Consider the following 22,863-nt stretch of genomic DNA (forward strand, 5'->3'; position numbering starts at 1 on the left):
CTAGTAGCTCCAGCCTGATAGTTCCCGGGAAAATGCCGGATTCTTGCCGCGAATTATCAATACCCCACCAGAATCGAACTTTTCCTTGAAACGCCCGTCCCGCGGTGCAAGAGTTGGCCTATGAAGAATGCACAGGCCAAGCGCTATAACCAGGCACTGGAAAAGGCCGGAATGCGTGAACGCCCGGTCGGTTTACTCGATTTAGAAGCCTTCGACCGGAATGCGATCGCTCTGCGCGAAAGAGCCGGGAACATTCCCATTCGGGTGGCATCCAAGTCCCTACGAGTACGTTGGGCGCTTGAACGAGTCTTAGCGCAACCTGGGTTTAGCGGCGTCCTGTGCTTCACCCTCGCCGAGGCGCTGTGGCTGGCGAGCCACGGGCTAAAAGACCTAGTAGTCGCCTACCCGCAAACAGACCCGGGCGCAATCAGCCGGTGGGCCAGCAGCGAGCAGGCGCGCGACCAGATCACGGTGATGATCGATGACGTGGCGCAATTGGACCTCATCGACAAGGTTGCGCCGGGGCATCTGGAATTGAAAGTTGCACTGGAACTTGATGCGGCCTACTACCCCTCTCCATCATTGCGGTTGGGCGCCGCCCGTTCGCCACTGCATGATCCGGAAGACGTGGCCGAGCTGGCACGCCTAGTGCTCAGACGCGGCGGCTTCAAGGTTGAGGGGCTGATGGGCTACGAGTCTCAGATCGCCTCGGTGCCGGACGGAGGATTCGGGCTGAAGGCGCTGCTCGCGCGGACCATGCGCAAACGCAGTGCCGCCGAGCTAGCCGAGCGTCGCAACGAAACTGTTCAGCTAGTCAACGCGGTGGCCCCGTTGAGATTTGTCAACGCCGGCGGCACCGGTTCTATCGAGACCAGCGTGCAGGAGTCTGGGGTGAGCGAAGTTTCGGCCGGATCAGGACTCTTCGCCCCGGCATTGTTCGATGCCTACAAATCTTTCCGCCCTACCCCAGCTCTATTCCTCGGATTCAGCGTGGTCCGCCGTCCCGAACCCGACATCGTCACCATCCTCGGCGGCGGCTGGATCGCTTCGGGTCCGTCGGGAAAGAGCCGCCTGCCACAGATCGCCTGGCCAAAACGACTCAAGTACCTTCCCTTGGAAGCAGCCGGCGAGGTGCAAACCCCGCTGCGCGGCGCCACAGCAAGCAAGCTCAAAATCGGCGACACCGTATGGCTGCGCCACGCCAAGGCAGGTGAGCCGGCCGAACGGCTCAATCGTCTGGCCGTGTACTCAAACGGGCAGATCGTCGAAGATTGGCCGACCTATCGTGGTGAGGGCAAGGCATTTTTGTGAAGCGTTTCGCCAATTTTTCGCGGACCGTCAGCGCAACACCGGCACGGTGGCAGAGCATCACCGACCCCGCCCAGCTTCCCGGGGTCTTCGCGAAGGCCGCGAAAGAGGGGCACACGGTGCGCGCCATGGGCGCTGGGCATTCATTCACTCCGCTGGTCCAGACTTCGGGCGTACTGCTAAATCTCGATGGCTTCCAAGGAATCGAAGAGGTCGATGCGCTCACCCACGAGGTGACCTTCCGGTCGGGCACTCGGTTGTGGCAGATTCCCAGGCTGCTTAGACCCTACAATTTGGCACTGGCCAATATGGGAGACATCGATCGGCAATCGCTTGCCGGTGCGATCAGCACCTCGACTCACGGGACCGGGCTGGCGTTCACCGGATTTAGCGGAATGGTCAGCGGGCTACGCATCACGCTGGCCGACGGAACCGAGATGCGCGCCTCTCCCACCGAGAATGCGGATCTTTTTCAGGCTGCCCGGGTAAGTCTCGGTGCGCTCGGGGTGATCACCCATGTCAGACTCCGCTGCGTCCCGGAATTCATGCTCAGCGCGGTGGAGCGCGTGGAAGACATTGACCAGATCTCGAAGAGTTTTATCGAACGGTCAAGGTCAACAGATCATCTGGAGTTCTTCTGGTTCTCCGGCACTAGCAGGGCTCTTGTCAAAGCCAATACTCGCCTGCCGGCAGGCATCAGCGCACCGAACGCGCCGGGCAAGGTATCGACGTGGCTCAATGACGAATTGCTATCGAACGGTGCGCTCCAGGCGATCTGTACCCTCGGCGCGCTGCGTCCGCAGTTGATTCCGCGATTAAATCGGCTGGCTGCCGCGGCGCTCTCCGAGCGCAAGCACACCGGTCAATGGTATCGAGTTTTCACCTCGCCGCGACGTGTGCGCTTCACCGAAATGGAATATGCCCTGCCCCTGGAAAGCTTCGGCACCGCGTTCGCCGAGTTCCGAGCCTATTTGGCCAAGGCCCCGGCACCAGTGGTGTTCCCGATAGAAGTTCGCACCGCGGCGGCCGATGACACCTGGCTGGGAATCGCCAGCGGGCGGCCGACTGTCTATCTCGCGGTGCATCGCTACGTCCGCGATAACGTGCCTGAATACTTCCCTGCGGCCGAACGAATTCTGCGCAGGCATGGAGGGCGGCCGCACTGGGGCAAAGAGCATTCCTTGGGTGCTTCGCAGCTGTCCGCGCTATACCCGCGTTTCGCCGATTTCCAGGCGATGCGGTCCACGGTGGACCCGCAGGGGTTGTTCCTCAACGAGCACCTGCGGCGGCTGTTGGTGGAAGAAGTTTAGAACTGAATATCGGTCCAGATCAGGGCGGGAGCCGGATCGTTGATTTGGGGCGGGCCGTCGATGGTTTGCGCCTGGAGCGGTGCTCGGTCGCCGATATGCCCTTGGCCAAGGACCTGCCAGGCACTACTTGGGAGGAGATAATTTCCCGAATCGCTGAGCGCCTCGGGATGGTCGGCTTGATGCAGCAGCGCATCCCGCGCGGCCAACGAGGATGGCTGCTGGCCCAGGGAACCGGCTAAGACATATGGGCTTTTTCCGACTCCACGGGTTTTTACCCCCTGGTCACCCTGCAGGTATTTTTCGCCGTCGAGGTAATCGGAGATAACCCGCAACTGGTCGAGTTGGCGAGCTTCGGCAAAGGAATAGCCACCGGAAGCGTCGTCCGTTTGCACGGCGAGCACATGTACGTGCTTGCCGCGGTACTCGATCGGAATATCCCAAAGTCCGCTGCTCATCACGGGAATTGAAGCCGCCAGTGCGCCGCTCAATCCAGAATCATCGAGCCTGCTCCCCGGCACGGCTGACCATTTCAGCTCCGAAATTCCGGTGACTGATTCTTGGTCTATCTGATATTTGGAAAGGACAACGACGGCGCCTTGGCCTTCGAAGTTGCCCTGCCCCCAAGCGTCTTCGGGGCCGCCGACAATCCGGTCCCCGTTGAGATCCGCGCCGCTTGGTTTACCTTTGTTGCCCGTGCCTAGGTAAACGTAGTCGTATTCAACGTCCCGCCGGGAGTCCTCTGGATTATTCAGGTAATGGTCCTGGAACGCCTGCACGGCTTGTTCATCCGCATCCATCCCGGTAAGCACCACGAAGTCGGCATTGGCTGCGGTGATGCTGTCCGCTGCCTGCGCGGCTTCGCGGTCGTCTCCCTGCATGAGGTCTGCGGAGAGCTGCCCCGGAACATCCCGGGTCATCTCGGTGGCTAGCGTGGCGACACGCAACGATGTTTCAGACAGCCCCTGGCTCGGCGCGGGGTTGGGGTCTTGCGCGTCCCAAGGGGCGGCGATGGCGCCCGTGGCGGGGAACATTAATAGTGCTCCCAAACCTAGGCTTGCCGTTCCTACTAAGACTTTGCGCACTCTGCAACCCTACGCCGAATCAGCACTCATAATCCAGCATCTTAATCGGATTGTGATGCCTGCGCCGCGGCGGCCCGCGCGTTCGCGACCAGTATTTCTTCCATATATGGTGCCCGAACGTTCGGTGAGATCCGCGCATCCACCAGACATATTCCCTTCGCCCCTTGATCTACCCACTGCCGAACCTTGGAAAAATCGGCCAGCGAGTCGATGCGAATGCCCGTTGCGCCCACCGCGGTGGCGAGTGCCGCGAAGTCGACCGTTGGGATGAGCATTGGATCCTCGTGCAGGCCAATGGATCCGTATTGGTGGACCTCCGCTCCGTAGGCTGAGTCGTTGTAGATCACGATGACTCCGCTGCTGATGGTGCGCACGATCGATTCGAGATCGGCTAGGCCCATCAGGAATCCGCCGTCTCCGGCGGCTAGCACTACGGTGCGGCCTTCGGCCGCTGCCCCCGCGCCGACCATGGATGCAATGCCTAAGCCAATGGACTGATAAGCGGTGCCTACGCAGGTCAGCGATCGCGCCCCGGAGGTTGACCAGTACATGGGCCCCCAACCGATGAAGTGCCCGCCGTCCTGAACCAGCACCCGGTTCTGGGGCAAGATCTCTTCCAGTTCGCTGGCCACTCGACGCGGATCGAGCAGACCGTCCGCGGCGCGCTCCTCCCCCCGCGGGCGGTCGCGGACCGAGCCCAGGTTTATCGAGCCGGCCCATCCCGAATCTTGGGCGCCCACGGTGCCCAGGAGACCTTTAACCGCGGCGGCGACGTCTCCGGTGGCGAAGTAATCCACTCGCGGACTCGTGGCGCTGGCCGCAAGATCGATCTGCACTACCTGTGCTCCGACGTTGACCAGCTCCCCGAAGCGCATGGTGAACTGATTAAGTCCGGCCCCGAGCACCAGCACGGTATCGGCCTGTTCGATGATTTCGGCGTTTCGTTCGGTGGCGAAGCCACCGGTGATTCCCAGATCGTACGGGTAGTCCAACAGGTCGCGGGCCAGCAGGGTTCCCGAGGTGGTGGCTCCTAGCCGTTCGGCAAGTTCGGCAATACCCGCTGCCGCGTCGATGGCTCCACGACCATAGAGGATGTGCGGGCGTTTGGCGGCCAAAAGCAGGTCGGTGATGGCCCGTAGTTGAGTTGCATTGAGTTCAGGCGCCGGAGGAACACTGCGGAAGCTGTTGAACTCGGGCAGTTCAACTTCGAGGCTTGGGGCCGCAGCGAGGTCGTAGGGGATGGACAGAACCACCGGGATCTGTTCGCGCAGCGCGTGGGCGGCCGCGGCGAGAGCCGTTGCGCCCGGGGTGTGCCGGTCCACCTCGTAGCGCACGGCCCGCACACCGGAGTCGATGGCGGCCTGGTCAACGTCCCAACCGCGCAAACCGGTCGTCGGCGCATCGCCGGTGACTAGCAGCAATGGAGTGCGCGCCGCCGCAGCCTCGGCCAAGGCGGTGACGGCGTTGGTATAACCTGCGCCGTACGTGGTCGAGGCGATAGCGAGGCGGTTTGAAATCCTGAAGTAGGCATCGGCGGCGGACACCGTTGCGGACTCGTGGCGCACGGCGGTGTAGCTAAAGCCTGCGCGAACGGCGGCATCGAGGAAGTGTGCGTTGCCGTTGCCCATCAGACCAAAGATCTGTGGAGCAATCGGCTTAAGGGCATGGGCGATGGCAGCTGAAACGCTGGACATAATGGACTCTTTTCCTGAAGAAAACTAAAGAAAATTCCATATATGTCTGCCGTTACCAGTTGCTTTCGGCAACGGGTATCGCCCCTTTTGAGAGCGCCGGAGCCTTATGAGGCGGCTCCTGACAGGAATCAGCATAGGCCATGCCACACCGATTGCGCTAGCTGGAGCCGGGCGTTGCCACGAGGTGGGACACCGAGCGCCCGGGGACGATTCATCCCCGGGCGCTCGAATCAGGAAACCAGTTCGTCCGCGTCTTTCAGCTTCATCGGCCCCAGCTCGTCAAGGAACTGGCCCGGGCCAGGATTTTGCGCGGCATCCTGGCCGCCGAGGTGCTGGAGCACACCCCAAACGGCGTTCAGCCCTGTGGTCACCGCGCCCTCGGCCCACCCCGCAGTCCACGACACGTCATCACCAGCCAGGAAGATCCCGCGGTGTTCGGCGGGCAGCTCCCGCTGGTCGAAGTGCGTATACAGGCGTTCCTGGTACCGGTAGTGCCCGGGCAGGTTTGCCTTGAATGCACCCATGAAGTTCGGGTCTGCCTCCCATGAAACCGTAATCGGTTGACCCACGATGTGGCTTCGGATGTCCAGCTTCGGGTAGATCTTCTCCAGCGAATGAAGCATGAGTTCCATGCGGCGTTCGGCAGGCAGCGACAGCCACTTCAGCGCGTCGTCATTCCAGGTGTAGGAGAGCAAAATGACCGCCGGCTGGCCCTCGCCGTTATCCAAGAGGTAGGTGGCACGATTCAACCGGTCGGTGAGCGTCATGGACATCAGGTACTCGCCGGTGACTGGATCGCGGTCCTTCCAGAACGGACGATCTACCATGACGAAGGTCTTGGATGACTGCATATAATGGCTCCGCTCGATAGCGGTCCACAGTTCTGCCGGGAATAGCCCCTCTTCGGTTTTGATACCGGTGGACAGCAGCCAGGACTGCACCGTGGAGACCACCGCGCCGAAGGTGCGGCTGCTGCCGAAGCGCTCGGTCACCTCGATCGCTTGGGCGCCGCCGAAACCCTTCCGTTGCGAGCGCCGAATCTCGGCCACGGCCCCGCGCGGCGCGCCACCATGCAGCGAGGCCAGCGAGGTGCCCGCAGGCCAGTGGGCCAGCTCCTGTGGCCCGTGGTTCCACAGGGCATGCGGGAGTTTCGCGGCGCCGCCGCTCAGACCCCGGTGGTTGTCATCGGCATCCGTGTACACCACACGAAGAATTTCCAGGATGGAGTTCGGAAAGTCGGTATCCCAGCCACCGGAGCCGAAGCCGACTTGGCCGAAGGCCTCGCGGTGCTCAAAGCCGGCTTCCTTGAAGGCCCGGGAATTCGCGATGAATCCATAGAAGCTTTCCTCGTCATATTCGTCGAGCAGATCATTCCAGATGCTTTTGATCTTTGCGGTATCGCGGGCTTTGATGGCCTGCTGCATCTGCTCGAACTGGGCATCATCCTGCAGGGCACGCTTCCACGCCTCGGCCACTTCACGGTAGAAGACCGGCAGGTCGTCCGGGTCTTCCACATAGATCTTCTGGCCCTTGAGCTCTATGACGGTTGAACCGGTTGGCTCCGCCAGCGGGTTCGGGAAATCGAAGGTTTCCAGACCCAGCTCGTCGATGTAGTGGAACAGCGCCTTGCTGGACACCGGGAAGCGCATCCCTCCAAGGTCGCAGGTGATCTGCGGTGCTGCCTGGAAACTGGCGGTGCGCAGCCGGCCTCCAATTTCGTCCGCTTCGAAGATCACTGGCTTGAGCTCCATCTTCATCAGCTCATACGCGGTGACCAAACCCGACAATCCGGCGCCAATGACGGCCACCTCGGTGCCGTAGAGCTCCGCCGGCACGCTTCCCAGGCCGTCGGGGTGCGCCAGAAAGAGGTCGTAGCCGAACGGAAAGTCCGGATTGAGCATATTGATGCTGCCATCGGTCTGTGGCGCGGTGCCGGAAGATGAGGTAGCTGCGGTCTCAAAAGTGCTCATGGGAGTGTCCTGCGTTTCCTTTGGTTCGTGCCATTAGTTGGAGTATAGGGAAAATTGCTACTGTTCGCCGATGTGGCTGGCGATGTATTCTTTCTTGGATAATTGGCCCAGCCGGGAGCGGCTGCGCCCGTAGCCCAGGTAGATGCCGATGCCTGCAAGCATCCAGATGCCGAAGACGAACCAGGTGTCAGGTCCGAGCTGGCTCATCAGGAACACGCAGGCGGCAACGCCGAGGATCGGGGTTAGCGGGTAGAAGGGCACCCGGAAGGTCCGCGGCGCCAGCGGCTGCCTGCGACGCAGATACATCACCGAGACGCCCACCAGCGCAAAGGCGAAGAGCGTACCGATACTGGTGGCATCCGCCAGCGCACCGAGGGGAATGAAGCCGGCGGTGGCCGCGACCAGGAAGCCGGTAATGAGGGTTCCGCGGACCGGCGTTCCGGTACGCGAAGAGATCTCGCCGAAGGTCTTGGGAATCAGTCCGTCACGGGACATCGACAGCAGAATCCTGGTTTGCCCGTAGAGCACCGTGAGCACCACGGAGGCTATGGCCAGCACCGCGGCGACCGCGAAGAGCAGCACTAGCCAAGGCTGGCCGGTTACTTCACCGATGATCTGCACGAGCGCCGCTTCGGTTCCCTCGAACCAGTTCCATTCGCGTGCGCCAATAGCGGAGACGGCTACCAGCACATAGGTGATGGTGACGATCAGCATGGACCACAGGATGGCGCGCGGCATGTCGCGTTTGGGATTTACCGCTTCCTCTCCGGCCGTGGACGCCGCATCGAATCCGATGTAGGAGAAGAACACCGTCGAAGCGGCCGCGGTCACTCCGGCGGCGCCCATCGGCAGGAGCGGTTCGAAATTTCCTGCGTTGAACGCACTGAATGCCACCGCGCAGAAGAGCAGCAGGATGCTGGCCTTGATGATGACAACCACCGTGTTGACCCAGGCGGATTCCTTGGCGCCGCGCACCAGCAGCAGCGTCGCCAGCACCACGACGATCAGTGCAGGCAGGTTTGCCACGCCGCCCTCGGCCGGTCCGCCAGCCAGCGCGGTGGGCAGTTCCAGGCCGAAGGCCCGCAGCGTCTCGTTCACGTATTCACCGGCGCCGACTGCCACCGCGGCTACCGAGACCGCGTATTCGAGCACGAGGCACCATCCGCAGATCCAGGCGATGCCTTCGCCCATGGTCGCATAGGAATACGAATAGCTCGATCCGGCCACCGGGACCATGCCCGCCATCTCGGCGTAGGAGACCGCCGAGAGCAGAGCCGTCACGCCGGCAATCACGAAGGAGATCCAGATGGCCGGGCCGGCGATCGGCACGGTGGCACCGAGGATCACCAGTATGCCGGTACCCATGGTCGCACCGATGCTGATCATGGTCAGTTGGACCACGCCGAGCGAACGGCGCAGCTGGCCATGTCCCGAATTCGTCTCCGCTTCCCGAAGCATGCTGCTGATCGACTTGCGTCGGCGCAGCTGCGGCCCGAGGGCAGTGCTTGGCCGATCAATCGTTTCGAGGGTGCTGTTCATGCTGAAACCTCACTGGGGAGAAATTTTCTGTCGAACTCAACCCTATGGCTGTGAGTCACATCTCAGGGGAGGCGTTTTTGAACTAATATTATTGAACATGGGACAAAATGCACCTAATGGGCAAGCGCCTGGATCGACTCGAAACTTCACGGCGCTCCCCGGAAATACGATGAGCATGGGCCGTTTCCTCCGCCAGCTGCCGGGCGAGGTGAGAGTGGTCCACGATTCCGGGGATCTCCCCCTGCGCTGGGTCGAACCCAGCGATATGGATGACCCAACCGATTATCTGCTGGATAACGAATTGATTCTCACCAGCGGATTTCCCCTAGTCGGCGTCGAAGAAGACCAGCAGAAGGTGGATGAGTTCATTCACCGGCTTTCCGAAGCGAAGGTCAGCGCCCTGGGTTTCGGATTGGAACCCTATTTCACCGAGATCCCGAAAACGGTAATTCGAGCCTGCAAGCGCTTTAATCTGACGCTGTGGGAGATACCGGCCAGCCTTCCCTTCGCCGCGGTGGGCATCGCCTTTTCCAAGCTCCTGGAAGCCGACGGTGCGGCCCTGCTGCGCAATAATGCGGAAGCGAACCGTGCGCTCATCCGCTGCGTCTCGGATCGAAACCCCGAACAGCAGCTCGTGGCGACGCTTTCGCAGCGTGCCCAGTGCACGGTCCGCCTCTTCGGCAGCACCCTGCGGCTGCGCTATTCTGCCTGCGCTCCGGACGGCCCCACGCTCTCCTCCGAAGTAACTGAACTGCTGTACGAGCAGGCCACACAGTCCGACGGCAGCCAACAATTTGCGCTGCTTCAGGACTCGACGGGCACGCATCTTGGATTCCCGATTCGCGCGGTGGCCCCCGGGCGCCGCCAGGCGGCGTTGCTGGGCGTCCTGCAGGCAAGCTTTGCGCAGACCCCCACGGCCGTGGAGCATAATCTGGTGGCTACCGCGCTCGGATTGCTGGAAGTCGTGGCTAGGCAGAAGGTCTCAGGTTCGTTCGCCCCGACGCAGCTTGCAAGCAGCCTGCTGCTGGGATCGCGTAGCGCACTCGATGAGCAGCAGCTGCGACTGCTGATCCAGAGCACCGGTGGTGCGCAACGCCAGATCCGTGTGGCCGCCATCGCCCAGCAGAGTCCGGATCCCGAATCCAATTTCGCCCACCACATCACCACATTGCGTTCCTTGCTGGAAACAAGGCTGGTGTCCTCCTCCGGCGAACAGCTCCTGGCACTTACGCAAGCGGCCCCGAACCCGCACCTGTTCAAACGGCTCGAAGACGCAGGTTACCTGGCCGCATTCAGCCACCCAGCAGCGGTGGACGAGCGAGCTGGTTCTTCACTTGGGGATCTGGCGATCCAGGCCAAGGCCCTGCTCCCTCGAATTCTCGAAGAACGCCGGAGCCTGGACGCGGCACAATTGCCGCGCACCTTCGCGTCGCTGCTTCCGCAGGAAGCGAGCATGCAGTTGGCAGAGCAGCGGCTTGCCGGGGTCTTGGCCCTCCCGGCTGCGCGTCGAGATCTGTATTTGGCGGTACTGCGGGCGTGGTTGGGCGCCAATGGCTCGTGGGATCTGACGGCCAGCACCGTCAGCTTGCACCGGAACTCGGTGCGTCGGCATATCGGCACGATTGGCGAACTGCTGCACGTGGACCTCACCGAGGCCACGATTCGGATGGAGCTGCTGCTGGCGTTGTCGTTTATCAAGACCAGTTAGGGGCGCTCCTGAGCCCACTGTCGGTACAGGTCAGGTCTCGAGGCGTTCAAATACGGGACCCGGGCTTGCGCCTCGGCAATATGCCGCGGCTTGATATCAGCAAAGAGCAGCTCCGGTTCGGTCCCGCCACCGGCCAGCAGCTCACCGTCCGGTCCTGCAATGACGCTGGTCCCGGCCAGGGCAAATCCATTCTGCGTTCCGGTGTGGTTTGCGTAAGCCACATACAACTGGTTTTCCATGGCCCTTGCGGGCACCAAGGTGGTGCACACCCGCTCATAGCCCACCCCCAAGGCAGTGGGCACCAGCAAGAGCTGAACGCCGCGGACGGCTGCTTCGCGGACCACTTCCGGGAACTCGATGTCGAAGCAGATGGCCAGCCCAAGCCGTATCCCGCGGTAGTCGAGCACCGTGGCTGCCAAAGATCCCGGAACAAAAGCTTGCAGTTCTTCAGTGCCGAATAAGTGCACCTTCACGTAGTTCGCCAGCATCTTCCCGGAATCATCAACGAAGGTCGAGGTGATGTGCCATCCGGTGTCGCCGCGCTGCGGCAACGAATAAAGCAGCGCAATCTTGTGCTTCGCCGCGATCTGCGCAAGCCGTTCAACCACCGAAGGAAGCACCGATTCTTCAAGGCCGGCACGGAGCAACTTGGGTGCATAGCCCACGGTGAAAAGCTCCGGGGTTAGCAGGATACTTGCTCCTCCGGAGGAGGCGCGGGCCGCGGCATCCTCAAGCAAGGCGAGGTTGGACTCAATATTCAGCACCGTTGCCTCGGCTTGCAGTACCGCGATCCGCATTCGATTCTCCCTAGTCTCCGTATGTGATTACAGACTACGTGCTGGCCACCGAGGAATCGCAGGGGTGAATAGCACCGAGAAGGTGGTATTCAGGATAATTTGAACCGCCATTCATGCCCATGGAGCGGGCTGATGCCACTTGGGGAGCCTTTCGAACCAGGGAATTTTCCAAGATTGCCCACCGCTTCAGGCGGTTTGCCGCAAATGGCAACCCGAATTTACATGCAGCCAGAGCAGTATTTCGTGGCACCCGGCAAGCAAATGACCGGGACTCGTGCCGCGTATCGAACCAGCGCCGGATTGCTCCGACCGGCCCGCATTGCGGTCAGGACGCAATTGCCGCAAGTCGCCTGCGACGCCAGCCAAGGGCGAACGCAGATTTCAGGGCTTCCCCTTGAAATCCGGCGCATCGACGGTCCTCGTTTTCGCACGGTAATTTGTTCCGCCTAGTGAATTAATTGTAGGAGCCGGCCGTCAGCTTTGATCATTTCGTGGAAGACATTTCACCCTGAGTGAGCCCGGGCCGATATGCCTCTATATATATTCCAAAACAAGAATGTGTTATTTGACCTGATCATACAGGTTTTTCACACTTGTTCACCTTGCTCAGATTCGTACGAACGCCACCATTTCGCTTGCCGATGCAGCGGCTAGCTGGCTAAAATCGTTGTAGCTAGAAGTTTCAAGTTGTTGCGGTGTCGTTAGTTCTGGTAGATCGATTAACGTCGTCTCCAGCCCATTCTCGCATAGGTGGCCAGCGCCCCAGCATCTGCATTATTTTGGGGGCAAATGCTGGGTAGCCACAGAAGCTTTCTGTTTCCTCCCGCGAGGGTCGAATACTCGAGCGCCTTCGAAATCTGCGAAGGCGCTCGACCTATTTGCCGCTGGCGCCGAACTCTTGTGTTACCACGGATGGCAGAGGGCGATCTCTGCGGGCAGAAGGGGCCTCGTGTTGTTGCGTCATATTTAGGAATAACCGACCCACTAGCGTTTCTGCTCTAGGGTTTGAGGTGAGCCCCGACTCGTGTACTTAAGGAGATCGCCACGCATCGCAACCCAGCCAAGAAGAATTGGGCCTTGCTCTGGGTCATCGCCGGAATCGCCATTTTGGCGCTGAGCCTGCGTGCGCCGATCATCTCACCCACCGCGGTCATGGCCGACATCCAATCCGACACCGGGCTCAGCGCCGCCGGAGCCGGATTGCTCACGGGTCTGCCGGTTTTACTTTTCGCCATCGCGACGCCTCTGGCAACCGGCACCATACGCCGTTTCGGCGCCGAGGCCACCGTCATCTTGTGCTTGGTCGGCGTGCTGGTCGGGACGATAATCCGCTCGCTGGGCTCTGCCCCGCTCCTGCTGGCTGGCACGGTGCTGATCGGCGCGGCGATAACCTTGGGAAACATCGTAGTTCCGGTCATCATTCGCCGCGACGTGCCGTGGCGGCGGGCCCCGGTGGCGACGGGCGTGTATTCCGCGGCCATGAATGTCGGTTCCATGGTGACCTTGCTCGGGACCGCCCCGCTCGCGGCCGCTTTCGGCTGGCGCATCGCGATCGCCGGATGGACGGTTGTCACCGCCTTGGGGCTGGTTTTCTGGCTGCTGCTTCTCCGGATGCGCCGCGCGGGCGCCACGTCCGCCGAGTTGCCGGACGAGCCTGCTCCCAAACGGCCCACGACCGAAGCCGACGCCGCGATGCTGGTTGCCGCGAGATCCCGCAACCGCAAGGTGACCGCCCTGCTGGTCTTCGGTTTCTGCGGCCAATCCGCCGCCTACTACGCGACCACCACCTGGCTTCCGTTGCTGCTGGCCGAAACCGCGGGGCTTTCCCTTGCTTCCTCGGCCGCTAGCGCTTCGCTGTTCCAGATCGCCGCGGTGGTGGGCGCCTTGGGCGTTCCGCTGCTGGCCGCCCGCACCGGCCCCTGGGTTCCGGCGCTCGTCGTAGCCATCTGCTGGATTGCACTGCCCTTGGGATTGCTGGCCGCACCAGAGGCCTACATTGCATTCTCGGTGATCGGCGGAGTCGCCCAGGGTGGAGGGTTCACCGCGATCTTCTCGCTTATCCCGCGGATAACCAGCACAAATGCGCAGGCGGCCTCCGCCTCCGCTCGAATCCAGGGCGGAGGCTATGTCGCGGCTACCATCGCTCCGCCGTTGGCCGGGTGGCTCAATACCACCACCGGGGGCTGGGACGCACCGCTGGCTCTGGTGCTGGCCGCAACCCTGGTCTTCGCCATCGGCACCTTGTCCGCGGTCCGCCTCGTCGCGCGCGGCTAAGCGGTCCCGGTGCCTTGCGCCAGCAGTTCAATTACATGGCGGTAGTCCTTGCCGGTAGCCCGGCTCATGCCCAGCTCGCAGGTGCGGTTGCACGAGGCGTGGGCGCTGGCGTCCAGCTCGCGCACCTCGGCGGCTTCGCGTGCGGTGGCCGAGGCGGTTAGCTCCGGGTGCAGCATGCCGCGGTCTCCGGCAAAGGCGCAGCAACCCCAATTCACCGGAACGTGCACGGTTTCCGCGACCGCTTCGGCGACCTGCTGCAGATCACCGTTCAGGCCCATCTGCGTTGACGAACAGGTGGGGTGCAGGGTCAGCGAATCGATCCGCTTGGCTTGCGGGAGCTTGTCCAGCAGGTGCCGCGAGGTGAAGGCCAGCAGGTCGACTACCTCAAAGCCGTGCTCTTCCAAGGTATGCGCGAAGCCCTCGGTGCAGCTGGTTGCATCGGAAATTACCGGTAGCCTAAACGCCGGCTGGGCGGCGTGGACTTGATCGAGCACGCGTTGGGCCATCACCGCATGCCCGTCCTCGTAGCCCTTCGAGCTCCATGGGGTACCGCAGCACATCGATTCGATGCCTTCCGGAACCAGCACCGAAATGCCTGCCTGCTGCAGCAGCTGTTCGAAGGCCGGAGCCACCCCCTGCCCTTCGCCGCCAGGGCCGAACATCGAGTTCACGCAGGCAGGCAGGTAGATGGCGCTTGGCTCGGTACCCGCGGCACCAAGATTTCCCGTCAGCGGCTTGCGCGCCTTGCCGCCGGCCGGCAGATCTGCGTCATAGCGCGGCATGGTGTCGTTGCCCACGACCTTGCGGGCCACGTCGGTGGCGCCACGGACCAGCGACGCCGGGAACTTGTCTGCGACGCTCAACGCCACCGAGCCGACGCGAGTTGCCGCGCCCCAGCCCTTGGCCGAGGCCTTGAACCCGGCCGCCATCGCCGGGTTCGCATCCTCGCGGCGCAGACGCTTGACCAGCAGGCCGGTATTGATCTGCACCGGGCAGGCGGTGACGCACATGCCGTCCACCGCGCAGGTCTCCACCGCGGAGTATGCGAAGTCGCGCTCGAGCTCTGCGGCGAGCTCCTGGTTGCCTTCGGCCTCGGCCTTGGCGATCGCGCGGCGCACTGCGATGCGCTGGCGTGGGGTCAGCGTCAGGTCCTTGGATGGGCAGACGGGCTCGCAGTAACCGCACTCAACGCAGCGGTCGGCTTCAACCTCGATGGTCTCGTTCAGCTTGATGTTGCGGATGTGGGCTGCGTGGTCTTCATCGATGATGACCCCCGGGTTGAGCATCAGCCGTGGGTCGCAGGCAGCCTTGAGCTGAACCATGACTTCGTAGAGCTCATCGCCGTACTGGCGTCGGACGAAGGGTGCCATGGCGCGCCCGGTGCCGTGCTCGGCCTTCAGGTTGCCGCCCTTGGAGAGCACCAGGTCGACCATCTTGTCGTTAAAGGCGTTGTAGCGGTTCAACGCGCTCTCGCCCTCGAAGCGGTCGGTGAGCATGAAGTGGATATTTCCATCCTTGGCGTGGCCGAAGATCACCGAATCTTCATACTCGTACTCGTCGAAGAGCTCCTGCAGGCTTCCGCAGGTTTCGGCCAACGAGGCAACGGGCACCGCAACATCTTCGAGCAACGCGGTTGTTCCCGAAACGCGTGCGCCAGCCACCGACGCATAGAGTCCCTTGCGGAACTTCCACGCGGCCTGGCGGTTCACCGCGTCGGCCGAAAGCATGGCCGGGGCGCGAAGCGACGCCGCGTCCAGCAGGCGCTGCCCATCACCTTGCAGCCCGGCAAGCTCCTCGTCCGAGTCCGCATGGTACTCCACGAGCAGGGCTGCTTGGGCGTTGACTTCGAAGCCCATAATTGCCTCGGGCACCCCGGGCAGGCTCTGGCCCACGCGCAGCGAGGTGGAGTCCATGAGCTCCAGAGTCGCCGCGCCCGAGTCCAGCAAATCCGGTAGCGCGCGAGTTGCCAGATCCAAGGAATCAAAGACCGCCAGGGTGGCGATCGCGAGCTTGCGAATCGGCACGGTCCGGAAGACCGCCTCGGCGACAAAAGCCAAGGTGCCCTCGGAGCCGATAATCAGGTGCGCGAGCAGATCCGCCGGCGTCTGGTGGTCCAAGAAGGAATTGATGCCGTAGCCCATGGTGTTCTTCAGGGCAAAGTGCTTTTCGATCAGCGCCACGGAATCCTTATTTCCGCGCACGCGGTCCCGCAAGCGCTCGAGGGTGGCGACAAGTTCCGGCTCGGCAGCGGCCAGTTTGGCATCGGCATCCGGGGCAGCGGTGTCGATCATGGTGCCGCTGGGAAGCACAAAGGTCATCGATTCCAGCGTGCGGTAGGTGTTGAACTCGGTACCGCATGCCATGCCCGACGAGTTGTTGGCGATCACGCCGCCAATGGTGCAGGCCGCCTCGCTGGCCGGGTCTGGCCCAAGCTTGAAGCCGTATGCCGAGAGCCGCGCATTGACCTGACGCACCGTCGCGCCGGGCTGCACACGCACGCGCTTGCCCTGATCAAGCACCGTGATGCCGCGGAAGTTTCGACGCACGTCGAGCATCAACCCGTCACCGCTCGCCTGGCCGGCGAGCGAGGTGCCGCCGGAGCGAAGCGTTACCGGCTGACCGGCGCGCATGCTGGCCGCAAGAAGCTGCGAAACCTCGACTGCGTCCTTGGCGATGATCACCGCCTGCGGGGTGTAGAGGTAGTGCGAAGCGTCGGAGGCGTATGCCACCCGGTCGATTGACGTGGTTTTGACGCGGTCGGGCTCGGCGACCAAGTCAAGGATGCTCGGCGAAACCTTGGTTTCGCCGAGTGCCGGCGTGCTCAATGCCATGATGCGCTCCTGTGCGGTTGGTAGGCCCAGCCTACCGAATAAGAAAATTGTCTAACAAGTACACATGCTATGTTAGTGCCTTTCGTGGGATACTCGAGGGGTCAGCAAGTTTCTTGAAAGGAATTCCATGCCCGCAAGGCTCGGTGTCGTCTCGGTAGTCCAGGCGATCATCAATGATCTGCGGAGCAGAATTTTCGCTGGCGAACTGACCCCCGGCACTGCGCTGAGCGAGGTGGACGTCGCCGCGCATTACACCGTGGCGAGACCCACCGCGAAGGCGGCACTCGAAAACTTGGTGGCCAGCGGGCTCTTGACCCGCAACGCGCATCAGAGCGCCCGGGTCACCGTGCTGAATTCGGCCGACGCCCGAGACATCTACCGGACGCGCGCAATCATCGAAGCCGAAGCGGTGCGACTGCTTGCAACTACCGGGCATGTTCCACCGGCAGCATATGAGGCCAACGCGCAAATCACCGCGCTATCCAATGCCTCACCGGTGCAGATCGTGGAACCCGATGTCAGATTCCATTCTGCGCTGGTCAATGCCTTGGGCTCACAACGCACCAGCGCAAGCTATGCCCAGCTCAGTGACGAGATTCGGTTGTGCATGACGCACGTGCAGGATGCCACGCTGCTAAGCACCAAAGATATAGCCGCGGAGCATCAAAAGCTCCTGAAGCAGATCGAGGCCCATGACGCGCAGGGGGCCGCCAGCACCTTGGCCGATCACCTCAGCCGCGCCAGCAACAAGCTCGAGGCGCATCTGGACCATATCCAGCAGACCGCCAAGTAAGTGCCTGGCCGCCTTTCCGGCGAGCGCCGCCGGAGGACGCCGATGCGAGTGCTTATTCGGCTTGCGGCGGCAGGTGTTCGGGGTGCAATTCGGAATGCGGCGCATCCATCTGGTGCAGGAGTTGGTGAACTCCTGCGTGAACTAGCCGCCAGCGCCGGAAACGCCCGTCAGGCGTGGATTGAACTACCTGCGCCCGCTGCAGTGTCGCCAAGGCCTGGGTGACGGTATTCGCGCTGAGCCCCGCCGCCGCAGCGAGCTGACTCACCGAGGAATCCGGGGCTGCATGAATGGCGAAGAGTATTTTTATTCGGGTCGGATCGGCGCAGAGGGAAAACACCTCTGCCCACTGGGAAATGCGTCGTTGGGCATCGTTGACCGCATCGGCAGCGATCTGGCTGCGCTTGCTTTCCATCTATTCGCTTCCTCCCCCGAATTTCGGTCCCCGCGGCGTGACACCTGTTCGGCTGGACACATGTATCCTGTGAACATATCCCCCCCAACCCTAGAGTAGCGAAAGGATCCTCCCTGCGTACGCCAAACAGCCGCAGCCGCGTTATCGCCTTCTTGACGCTTCCGCTGATCTTATTCACCGCCGGCTGCCAGCCTGCCAGCGGACAGGCTGCTGATGAGCAACCCATCTCCCTGCTCACCGCGGCGCTGCCAGAAACCCTGAATCCGCTGGCCGGCTTCGACAGCTACGGCCTAGGGAAAATCAACGAGTCGCTGTTCACCCTCGAAGGCGAACAGGATCAGCTTCCGAATCTCGTGCCCCTCTTGGCGGCCAAAGAACCAAAAATTTCCGCCGACTCTCTGGTTTGGGATATCTCGCTAAGCCAAGACATCAAGTTCAGCGACGGCACCACCTTCGACGCCCAAGACGTCGTGGCCAGCTACAAGGCGATCCTCGATCCGCGAACCGCCTCGCCCCTTGCCGGCAGCTTGGAGAATCTGGAGTCCGTCTCCGCGCCCAACGAACATACCGTGCGCTTTAAGCTCAAGGAAGCGCAGGTGTCCTTCAAGACCTCGCTGCTGATCGGCATCGCCCCGGCAGATCTCGTCGACCCGGCAAAACCGGTCGCCGAATCGGCACTCAGCCGCACGCCGGTTGGCACCGGGCCGTATGTCGTGGAGAATTTCTCCTCTGCGCAGCTGGTGCTCACCGCCAATCCGAATTACCGCACCGGTCCGGTCCAGGCCTCCCCGGTGATCTACGAGGCGGCGCCCGATGACAACGCCCGGAGCCAACGATTGGCCACGGGAGGATTCACCGGCACGGTGCTGCCTCCGCGGCTGGCCCACAGCTTTGCCGGCCGCGCAGGCTACGAGGTGCTCACCGCTACCTCGGCGGACTGGCGCGGCATCTCCCTGCCCGCGGAGCATCCGTTCACCTCAGAGCCCGAGGTACGGCTGGCGCTGAACCTCGCGGTCGACCGCGAGCAGCTGATCGACGCCGTGCTCGATGGCAGCGGCCGGCCGGCATATACCTTCGTTTCCCCCGAATACGGCCGGAATTATGCGGCGAAGGCGACCTTCGCGCATGACCCGGAACGCGCCGCCGCCTTGCTCGACAAGTCCGGTTGGGTCGAGTCGGAGCACGGGGTTCGCAGCAAGGACGGGGCCGAGGCGGCATTCACCGTGCTGTACAACCCGGGAGACACCTTGCGCCGCGACCTCTCCCTGGCTGTGGCAGCGCAACTAGCCGAATTCGGCATCACGGTGGATGTTCGGGCAGCGACCTTTGACGAGGCCGAGCCACGCAGCACCCAAGATGCCATCATGCTCGGCGGTGGCGACGACCCCTACGACGTTGATACCCAACTCTATAAAATGCTCCATTCCTCCTACCCGGAAGCCGGGGCCTACTATGACAACCCCAGCCGGTATGCCGACTCGGAGATGGACGAACAGCTGCATATCGGACGCACCAATCTGGACCCGGACGCGCGGTCCGCGGCCTACCGGAAGGTTCAGCAGCGCTACGTTCAGCAGCCTTCCATGCTCCTGCTCGCCTTCCTGGACCACACCTACGTGCAGCGCAGCGACGTCAGCGAACACTGGAATACCTCCTCGCTGCTCCTGGAACCCCACGACCACGGAACCACCTGGGGCCCTTGGGCAAAAATCCATGAATGGACCCGCAAGCAATGACACGGCGCCGCGGGCAGCCAGGTGGCCAACGGCTACGGGTGCGCACCGCCTCAGGCATCCTCGTGCGCCGGTTGCTCCTGGCCCTGCCGGTCACCGCGGGCATCACCGCCCTGGTGTTCTGGCTGGCCTCTGTTGCTCCTTTCAACCCGTTAGCCAACTATCTCGGCTCGCGCTACGTACGCACCGATGCCACCCAGCGCGAAGCGCTGAACGAACAGCTGGGGCTGGACACCCCTTGGTTCCTCATGTGGTGGCGCTGGGCAGTAGACGCCGTGCACGGCGACTGGGGATTCTCCCGGCTCTATGCGCAACCGGTGCGCGAGGTACTGCTTGAACGGTTGCCCTATACCGCGCTGCTAACCCTGACCGGTTTGCTGCTCGCGGTCGTGGCTTCTCTGCTGCTGGCCTGGCTGGCCGCACGGCACCGAGCGGGCGTCCTGGACCGGGCGGTGGTGCTCTTCGCGCAGTCTGCCCAGGCGCTGCCACCCTTCGTCCTGGCCTTGATCGCCATCGCAATCTTTGCGTTGGGATTGGGCATGCCCGCCGGCGGGGTCTCCTCGGCCGGAGCGGCCCCGACCGCCGGCACCATGCTGGTGCATCTGATCCTTCCGGCGATGGTCCTGGCCGTGAGCCTCCTGCCCTGGCTGCTGCTGAACCTGCGCAGCTCAATGTTCGAGGTCCTCGAATCGGATGCGATACTCGCCGCGCGTGGGCGCGGGGTATCCGAAGCGCAGATCCTGCGCCACGAGGTATTGCCGGTTGCGGCCCTGCCTTTTTTGACCGTGGTGGGCAGCAGGTTGGGCGAGCTAGTCACCGGGGCGCTCCTCGTGGAGAGCGTATTCGCCTGGCCGGGCATCGCCTCGGCCGTCATCGATGCAGCGGTGGCGGGAGATTTTGCCCTGCTCGCGGCCGTCACCGCTTGTTCCTGCCTGATGGTTTTTGCCGGCAACGCGTTGGCCGACGCCGGTTACGTCCTGGCGGATCCGCGGGTGCGCGATGTCTAGACGACAGCTTTCCGCCGGACTCATAGTTGGCGCGCTGGTGCTCTATGCGGTGTGCGTGCCGTGGCTGAACCCGCAGGCGGTTCACCGCGCAGACCTCAGCGCCGTCTTTCATCCGCCAGGCCTCGATCACCTGTTCGGCACCGATCAGCTGGGACGGGACCTGTGGGTGCGTTCGGCGCAGGCGCTGCGGCTCTCACTGCTGCTGGCAGCGGCCTCCGCTGCCGCATCCACGCTCATCGGTGTGGGAGTCGGCGTGCTGGCCGCCTACGCAGGGGGAATCGTCGACCGGATCGCCATGCGTCTGGTGGACACCTTGAACGCGGTGCCGCACCTGCTGCTGAGCGTGGTGGTGTTGTCCATGTGGCCCGGGCGGTGGTGGGCTATCGTCGCCGCGATCGCGCTGACGCACTGGACGCAGGTCGCGCGCATTGTCCGTTCGCGTTTAATCAGCGAACGCGAATCACAGTATGTGGCGCTGTCCCGGGCGGCTGGCGCGCGGCCCCTGGCGATCTGGGTAAATCACCTGATCCCCGCGGTAGCTCCCCAGGCTGCCATCGCCTTGGTGCTGCAGCTGCCCCATGCCATCTGGCATGAATCGGCATTGTCCTTCCTGGGCGTGGGACTGCCCCCGCAGGCGGCGTCCTTGGGGCTCATCCTGGAAGACGCCCGCGGCGGGGTGCTCTCCGGAGCCTGGTGGCTGCTGGTGATCCCCGCGGGCTTGCTGGTGCTGCTCAGCGCGGCGCTCTCCGCACTGGCCCACGAATCGGTTTCGCGATCCCGGACTCGGCGGCCGGCACCGCAGAACGCTTCCGGGGGATCCGCACCCACCGCAGCGAACCAGCCCGCCATTGAGGTCCGGGACCTGCGGCTCTGGTCCGAGTCCAAGGCCGGGGTGCGCACCGAGATCCTGCACGAGCTGAACTACCAGGCAAAAACCGGACGCGTCAACGTCATCCTCGGGCCTTCCGGCGTCGGCAAAACCATGCTGCTGCGAGCCATGGCAGGGGTGCTTCCGCCTGCGCTGCAGGCCACCGGTTCCCTGTTTCTGCATGGGGCACGGCTGCAGTTGGGAACCACGCCTCATGCCACCGGCGGGCGGTTGGCCTTCGTTCCGGGGTCCGCGGCCACCGCGCTCAATCCGGTGCGCACCGTGGGCGCCACGATGCGACGCGAATTGCGCCGGCAGCGCCGCGGCAGCTCCGCCAAGGCGGTGGGCCAGGCCTTGGAACGGGTCGGACTGGATGCGCAATTGCGCATGCGCTTTCCGCATGAGCTCTCCGGCGGCCAGGCCCAACGCGTGCTGCTTGGCTTGGCATTGCTCGGCGACGCGCAACTGATTCTCCTCGACGAACCGACCTCGGCCTTGGACCCGGCGAGCCGGCAGCAGCTTGGCGAGGTGCTGCAGGGTCTGGCCCGTGCGGGCCGCACCGTTGTCATGGTCACCCATGATCTGGAACTTGCCGCCGAGCTGGCGGACGAGGTGAGCGTGGTGCAAGACGGCCGCGTGGCGCGCAGCATAGAAACGCGGCAGGAGAAGATCCAATGAGCCTGGAATTAGTCGACGTCTGCTCTGGATATCCGAGTGCGCCGCAGCTGCTTCGCGGGGTGAATCTGCGAATCGAGCGGGGCGAAGTAGTGGGTATCCGAGGGGACTCCGGGGCCGGGAAAAGCACCATGCTCAACATTGCGGCGTTGCTGAAGTCCCCCGCCAGCGGGCGGGTAGTGGTCGCCGGGCAACCGGTGGACCCGCGCCGCCCGGCGCCGCTGGAAATCCGCACCAAAATTGGCATCGTGCCCCAGTCCCCGCGCGCGGCCACCGATCCCCGACAACGTCTAGGTGCCCTGTTGGCGGCCCCGCTGGCCTTCGCCGACGGCGCGATCAAGGTCCGCCCCGAACGCTACCGCGACCAATTGCACCGGCTATGCCTGCGCGTCGAGCTCGACCCGGGATTGCTGCAACGCCGCGCGGCGGAGGTTTCCGATGGCCAGCTCCAGCGGGTGCTGCTGGCGCGCGCGCTGAGCCTGGACCCTTGGGTCCTGGTGTGCGACGAACCGACCGCGCAACTCGATGAGCAGACCAAGGCAACGATCTTGCGGCTGCTCACGGCGCAGGCGGCGGCAGGTTCGGCGGTGCTGCTGGCCTCGCACGACGCCGTCGGCCTGCACGCGATTTGCGACCGGGTACTGGACTTCCCCGGCTCATTTATGCCACCTTTAGCCGCTGCCCGGAAAGCACCGGGAGCACCAGACCTCGTGTGAAGCGGCGCCAATCGGTCTCTTTGACCCACTATTTAGCCTGCGAGTCCGGTGTTTAGGGTTCCGCTTGCTTCTTTGGAATAATCCCAAGTGGTGGCGCTTGGCCACCGGCGCCTTTCGCCACTTCTTCTCCGGCCAGTGAGCCACCT

At 63.1% G+C, this 22,863-nt stretch carries 16 protein-coding genes; 9 read left to right on the forward strand and 7 right to left on the reverse strand.

Annotation, left to right across the window (positions count from 1 at the left end; all coding sequences use genetic code 11):
* The first annotated feature begins 120 nt into the window (after nt 1–120).
* Nucleotides 121–1,311, forward strand: a complete 1,191-nt coding sequence (locus CQ017_RS10230; RefSeq protein ID WP_105553609.1) for an alanine racemase — start codon at nt 121–123, stop codon at nt 1,309–1,311.
* Nucleotides 1,308–2,618, forward strand: coding sequence for a D-arabinono-1,4-lactone oxidase (locus tag CQ017_RS10235; RefSeq protein ID WP_105553610.1), 1,311 nt, complete (start codon nt 1,308–1,310; stop codon nt 2,616–2,618). The genes CQ017_RS10230 and CQ017_RS10235 overlap by 4 nt, the downstream gene beginning before the upstream one ends.
* On the opposite strand, the gene CQ017_RS10240 is transcribed toward CQ017_RS10235, so the two are convergent.
* From CQ017_RS10240 to CQ017_RS10255, 4 genes are all read right to left on the reverse strand, one after another.
* Entirely contained in the window at nt 2,615–3,649 is a 1,035-nt protein-coding gene (locus tag CQ017_RS10240) for an endonuclease/exonuclease/phosphatase family protein (protein WP_105553611.1), read from the reverse strand. The two genes, CQ017_RS10235 and CQ017_RS10240, sit on opposite strands and share 4 nt — an antisense overlap.
* Nucleotides 3,650–3,741: 92 nt before the next feature.
* Complete coding sequence (locus CQ017_RS10245; RefSeq protein ID WP_105553612.1) at nt 3,742–5,394, reverse strand: thiamine pyrophosphate-binding protein; 1,653 nt, start codon at nt 5,392–5,394, stop codon at nt 3,742–3,744.
* Nucleotides 5,395–5,624: 230 nt separating this feature from the next.
* Nucleotides 5,625–7,295, reverse strand: a complete 1,671-nt coding sequence (locus tag CQ017_RS10250; RefSeq protein ID WP_105553685.1) for an NAD(P)/FAD-dependent oxidoreductase — start codon at nt 7,293–7,295, stop codon at nt 5,625–5,627.
* 126 nt (nt 7,296–7,421) lie between these two features.
* A complete protein-coding gene (locus CQ017_RS10255; protein WP_105553613.1) occupies nt 7,422–8,903 on the reverse strand; it encodes an amino acid permease in 1,482 nt (493 codons plus the stop codon).
* A gap of 97 nt (nt 8,904–9,000) precedes the next feature.
* Here CQ017_RS10255 and CQ017_RS10260 point away from each other — a divergent pair, with 97 nt between their 5' ends.
* Nucleotides 9,001–10,611 (forward strand): PucR family transcriptional regulator, encoded by a 1,611-nt coding sequence (locus tag CQ017_RS10260; RefSeq protein WP_181150532.1) that lies wholly within the window; start codon nt 9,001–9,003, stop codon nt 10,609–10,611.
* On the opposite strand, the gene CQ017_RS10265 is transcribed toward CQ017_RS10260, so the two are convergent.
* Entirely contained in the window at nt 10,608–11,408 is an 801-nt protein-coding gene (locus tag CQ017_RS10265; RefSeq protein WP_105553615.1) for a carbon-nitrogen hydrolase family protein, read from the reverse strand. The two genes, CQ017_RS10260 and CQ017_RS10265, sit on opposite strands and share 4 nt — an antisense overlap.
* A gap of 1,077 nt (nt 11,409–12,485) precedes the next feature.
* Between CQ017_RS10265 and CQ017_RS10270 the strand changes: the two genes are divergently transcribed.
* Nucleotides 12,486–13,682: a CynX/NimT family MFS transporter gene (locus CQ017_RS10270; RefSeq protein ID WP_105553616.1), complete on the forward strand. Its 1,197-nt coding sequence runs from the start codon at nt 12,486–12,488 to the stop codon at nt 13,680–13,682.
* Here CQ017_RS10270 and CQ017_RS10275 read toward each other — a convergent pair.
* Nucleotides 13,679–16,513: an FAD-binding and (Fe-S)-binding domain-containing protein gene (locus tag CQ017_RS10275; protein WP_105553617.1), complete on the reverse strand. Its 2,835-nt coding sequence runs from the start codon at nt 16,511–16,513 to the stop codon at nt 13,679–13,681. The genes CQ017_RS10270 and CQ017_RS10275 overlap by 4 nt on opposite strands.
* A 127-nt stretch (nt 16,514–16,640) precedes the next feature.
* Here CQ017_RS10275 and CQ017_RS10280 point away from each other — a divergent pair, with 127 nt between their 5' ends.
* Complete coding sequence (locus CQ017_RS10280; RefSeq protein ID WP_105553618.1) at nt 16,641–17,306, forward strand: GntR family transcriptional regulator; 666 nt, start codon at nt 16,641–16,643, stop codon at nt 17,304–17,306.
* A gap of 52 nt (nt 17,307–17,358) precedes the next feature.
* Here the strand turns inward: CQ017_RS10280 and CQ017_RS10285 are convergent, their stop codons facing one another.
* Complete coding sequence (locus CQ017_RS10285; RefSeq protein WP_105553619.1) at nt 17,359–17,718, reverse strand: helix-turn-helix transcriptional regulator; 360 nt, start codon at nt 17,716–17,718, stop codon at nt 17,359–17,361.
* 152 nt (nt 17,719–17,870) lie between these two features.
* Here CQ017_RS10285 and CQ017_RS10290 point away from each other — a divergent pair, with 152 nt between their 5' ends.
* The 4 genes from CQ017_RS10290 to CQ017_RS10305 are packed head-to-tail and all read left to right on the forward strand — an operon-like array spanning nt 17,871 to nt 22,717.
* On the forward strand, nt 17,871–19,454 hold the full coding sequence (locus tag CQ017_RS10290) for an ABC transporter substrate-binding protein (protein WP_258133581.1): 1,584 nt from the start codon (nt 17,871–17,873) through the stop codon (nt 19,452–19,454).
* Complete coding sequence (locus CQ017_RS10295; RefSeq protein ID WP_258133582.1) at nt 19,436–20,458, forward strand: ABC transporter permease; 1,023 nt, start codon at nt 19,436–19,438, stop codon at nt 20,456–20,458. Before CQ017_RS10290 ends, CQ017_RS10295 begins: the two co-directional genes overlap by 19 nt.
* Entirely contained in the window at nt 20,451–22,004 is a 1,554-nt protein-coding gene (locus CQ017_RS10300; protein WP_105553621.1) for an ABC transporter permease subunit, read from the forward strand. The genes CQ017_RS10295 and CQ017_RS10300 overlap by 8 nt, the downstream gene beginning before the upstream one ends.
* Nucleotides 22,001–22,717: an ATP-binding cassette domain-containing protein gene (locus CQ017_RS10305; RefSeq protein WP_105553622.1), complete on the forward strand. Its 717-nt coding sequence runs from the start codon at nt 22,001–22,003 to the stop codon at nt 22,715–22,717. The genes CQ017_RS10300 and CQ017_RS10305 overlap by 4 nt, the downstream gene beginning before the upstream one ends.
* The last annotated feature ends 146 nt before the right edge of the window (nt 22,718–22,863 follow it).

The sequence above is a fragment of the Arthrobacter sp. MYb224 genome (genome assembly GCF_002975455.1).
GTDB lineage: Bacteria > Actinomycetota > Actinomycetes > Actinomycetales > Micrococcaceae > Glutamicibacter.